The sequence below is a fragment of the Thiomonas sp. TH-17 genome (assembly GCF_057473305.1).
Window position 1 is genome coordinate 1 of record NZ_JBYCKI010000054.1, and the last position, 3631, is coordinate 3631.

The following is a 3631-nucleotide window of genomic DNA, read 5'->3' on the forward strand; positions in this document are numbered from 1 at the left end:
CTCGGTGGCGTTCACCGGCTTGATGACATAGTCGGATGCCCCTTGACGCATGGCCCAGACCTTGTCGGTTTCGAGCTTCTTGCTGGTGCACATGATGACGGGAATGCCTGAGAAATCGGGGTCGCGCGTGATCTGTCGGGTGAGTTGAAAGCCGTTCTGGCCGGGCATCACCACGTCCATCAGAATCAGATCGGGCTTCACGGCCGCGAGCATGGCCAGCGCCTGCTCGCCGTTTTCCGCCGTGTTCACCGTAAAGCCGTGCTTGGTGAGCAGGTCGGAGAGGAAGTACAGCTCGGTCTTGGAATCGTCAACGATGAGGATGTTGTGTACGGGCATGGCAGATGAAAAGAGGAGCGATCAGGAGCCGGTCGCCGCGGCGGGCTGGTTGGCATTCAGGTGCCGCTTGACCGCGTCGAGCAGTTGGTCTTTGGTGAAGGGCTTGGTCAGATAGTCTTGCGCACCGACCATGCGGCCGCGCGCCTTGTCGAACACGCCGTCCTTGCTGGAGAGCATGACCATGGGAATATGGGAAAACCTGCCGCTGCGGCGGATGACGGCCACGGTCTGGTAGCCGTCGAGCCGGGGCATCAGAATGTCGCAGAAAATCAGGTCGGGGCCGTGGTCGTTGACCTTGGACAAAGCGTCAAAGCCGTCTTCGGCGAGCAGCACCTCATAGCCGGCCTGCTTGAGAAAAATCTCGGCGCTGCGGCGGATGGTGTTGCTGTCATCGATGACCAACACTTTGAATGGGCTGGTAGGCGCAACCATGCACATCCTTTGCAAAAGGGGAAAAGAAAAAACGCTGAAAAAAACTGCGGTGACTTGCCGTTCCCGATTAAACCGGCACCTTCTCAAAAAATGGCGCCGACTAGACCGGCACCATTTCGAAATCTTCTTTGCGCGCACCACACTCGGGACAGGTCCAGTTCATCGGCACATCGGCCCAACGCGTACCCGGTGCAATGCCGCTCTCTGGATGGCCCTCGGCTTCAGAGTAAATGAAGCCGCAGATCAGGCACATCCAACTGCAAAGTTCTTGTTTGTCCACAGCGTATCGGGGTAGAGGAGAAGATTCAACGATTCTATGGCGCGCTGTTGCATTTTGACCTACAAGGCAAGCACCGCTGCGGAGAATCAAGATCACTGCAAGGTCGGTGCGGGACCAGGCTTGCGCCGACCTGCAGTCGCACTACCATGCCAGCATGATGACCGAATCCACAGAATCCCCCCCCGCCGTGATGTTCTTCAACGCGGCTGACCCCAGCGGCAGCGCGGGGCTCGCGGCCGATCTGGCGTCGTGCTCGGCCGTGGGCTGCCATCCCCTGCCGGTCACGACCGCGCTCTGGGTGCGCGATACCGCAGAGATTTTCGACACCATCGAGATCGAGGCCGACGCTGTGGTGGAACAGGCGCGGGCCGTGCTCGAAGACGTCGAGATCTCGGCCTGGAAGGTCGGCTTTCTCGGCAGCGTCGACGTGGTCAATGCCGTGGCCGAACTGCTGGCCGACTACAGCCAGGTGCCGCTGGTCACCTATGCCAGCAATTTCCACGTGCTCGACGAATCGCAGACCGATGATTACATCAAGGCAATGCAGGATCTCATCCTGCCGCAAACCCGCGTGCTCACCGGCAACCAGAGCGCGCTCACCCAGTTGTTGCTGCCCGATTGGGACGGCGAGGCGCCGCCCACGCTCGATGCGCTGATGCAAAAGTCGCAGCAGCTTGGCGTGCAATACCTGCTGGTGACCGGCATCGTGGCCAGCGAGGGCAAGGTGGAGAACGTGCTGATGAGCCCGCGGCGGGTGTTGCTGCGCGAGAGTTTCGAGCTGTTCGAGGCCGGGTTCACTGGCGCCGGCGATACCTTGTCGGCGGTGCTTACCGCGATACTCGCCAATGGCGCCAAGCTCGATCAGGCGGTGCATGAGGCCATCGAATACCTCGATCATTGCCTCGATTTCGGCTACCGCCCCGGCATGGGGCAGGTGGTGCCCGACCGCTTCTTCTGGGCGCAGCCCACCGACGAGGAAGACGACATGCCGGGCGAGCCGGGCACGCCGACATTGCAGTGACCTCGGGGGCCTCGGGGACGTTTGGCATTCCGCGGCCCGAGCGCCAGTCAAACAACCCGTATCCCGTTTTCTTCTCATCGCCCTGCTAGTGCAGTGTTTCACGCTATCTGGAGCATAAAACCGCGTCTTTGCCGCCAGGGCGGCGTTGCCCATCCGCGCGATACCTACGGGTATCGCTGTGGTTGGCGCCTTGCCCTGACGCCAAATCCATCGGTTTTATTTGTTCCATCAAGCGTAAAACACTGCACTATTCTGGGCGATGTCCGTTCAAGGAAAGAGCACCATGTCCATCACGAATCAGCAGCTGTTTGATCGCGCCCAGCGCACTATTCCCGGCGGGGTCAACTCGCCGGTGCGCGCATTTCGCCAGGTCGGCGGCGTACCGCGCTTCATCGACCGGGCCGAAGGCCCCTACATGATCGACGCCGAAGGCACGCGCTACATCGACTACATCGGCTCCTGGGGGCCGATGATCGCCGGGCACGCTCACCCGGAGGTTGTCGAGGCGGTGCAGCGCGCCGCCACGCGTTCGCTGAGTTTCGGCGCGCCCACTGCCGACGAAATCGACATGGCCGAAGCCATCTGCAAGCTCATGCCTGCGGTCGAAATGGTGCGCTTGGTGTCCAGCGGCACCGAAGCTGGCATGAGCGCCATTCGTCTGGCGCGGGGCTTTACCGGGCGCGATGCCATCGTCAAGTTCGAAGGCTGCTACCACGGCCATGCGGACAGTCTGCTGGTCAAGGCCGGTTCGGGCTTGCTGACCTTCGGAAATCCCAGTTCCGCCGGGGTGCCTGCCGATCTGGCCAGGCACACGCTGGTGCTGGAGTTCAACAACATCGCCCAGATCGAGGAATTGTTTGCCCGGCAGGGACACGAAATCGCCTGCGTGATGGTGGAACCCATCGCGGGCAATATGAATTTCATCCGGGGCACCCAGGCCTGGCATCAGCGTCTGCGCGAACTGTGCACCGAGCACGGCGCGTTGCTGGTGTGGGACGAGGTGATGACCGGTTTTCGCGTGGCGCTGGGCGGCGCGCAACAGGTGTACGGCATTCGCCCCGATCTGGTGGTGATGGGCAAGGTGATTGGCGGCGGCATGCCGCTGGCGGCCTTCGGCGGCCGCGCCGACGTGATGCACAAACTCTCGCCGCTTGGCGCGGTGTACCAGGCGGGCACGCTGTCGGGCAATCCGGTGGCGGTGGCCGCCGGCATGGCGCAACTGCGCCTGATTCAGCAGCCGGGGTTTTACGAGCGCCTGAGCGCTGCGACCCAAAAACTGATGCTTGGCCTGGACGCCGCCGCCGCACGCCACGGCGTGACCTTCCGTACCGACAGCGAAGGGGGCATGTTCGGCTTCTATTTCTCAGCAGAGCTGCCGCGCAACTATCCCGATATGGCCTTGGCCGATGTTGAGATTTTCAAACGCTTTTTCCACGCCATGCTCGACCGCGGCGTGTATCTGGCGCCCAGCATGTACGAAGCGGGTTTCGTCTCCGCGGCGCACGACGATGCGGTGATCGAGGCCACGCTGCAGGCGGCAGACGGTGCGTTTGCGGACATGA

The 3631-nt window shown here is 62.0% G+C and carries 5 protein-coding genes; 2 read left to right on the top strand and 3 right to left on the bottom strand.

Annotated features, from left to right (window positions below; genetic code table 11):
- The 3 genes from AC2VLV_RS03680 to AC2VLV_RS03690 all read right to left on the bottom strand — a co-directional run.
- Positions 1-336: response regulator (locus tag AC2VLV_RS03680; protein WP_486988688.1), on the bottom strand; the 336-nt coding region annotated here is incomplete at its 3' end.
- 21 nt (positions 337-357) lie between these two features.
- Entirely contained in the window at positions 358-768 is a 411-nt protein-coding gene (locus AC2VLV_RS03685; RefSeq protein WP_486988689.1) for a response regulator, read from the bottom strand.
- Between the two features lie 100 nt (positions 769-868).
- Complete coding sequence (locus AC2VLV_RS03690) at positions 869-1021, bottom strand: rubredoxin (protein WP_013106818.1); 153 nt, start codon at positions 1019-1021, stop codon at positions 869-871.
- A 184-nt stretch (positions 1022-1205) separates the two neighbouring features.
- Here AC2VLV_RS03690 and thiD point away from each other — a divergent pair, with 184 nt between their 5' ends.
- Together thiD and hemL are read left to right on the top strand one after the other, a co-directional pair.
- On the top strand, positions 1206-2069 hold the full coding sequence (gene thiD / locus AC2VLV_RS03695) for a bifunctional hydroxymethylpyrimidine kinase/phosphomethylpyrimidine kinase (protein WP_486988690.1): 864 nt from the start codon (positions 1206-1208) through the stop codon (positions 2067-2069).
- 283 nt (positions 2070-2352) lie between these two features.
- A partial coding sequence (hemL, locus tag AC2VLV_RS03700; RefSeq protein ID WP_486988691.1) for a glutamate-1-semialdehyde 2,1-aminomutase occupies positions 2353-3631 on the top strand: 1279 nt, incomplete at its 3' end.

What these genes read in the sequence shown, in the direction of transcription:
- AC2VLV_RS03685 (WP_486988689.1), bottom strand. Translation starts at nt 768, where the DNA reads ATGGTTGCGCCTACCAGCCCATTCAAAGTGTTGGTCATCGATGACAGC.
- AC2VLV_RS03690 (WP_013106818.1), bottom strand. Translation starts at nt 1,021, where the DNA reads ATGTGCCTGATCTGCGGCTTCATTTACTCTGAAGCCGAGGGCCATCCA.
- thiD (WP_486988690.1), top strand. Translation starts at nt 1,206, where the DNA reads ATGACCGAATCCACAGAATCCCCCCCCGCCGTGATGTTCTTCAACGCG.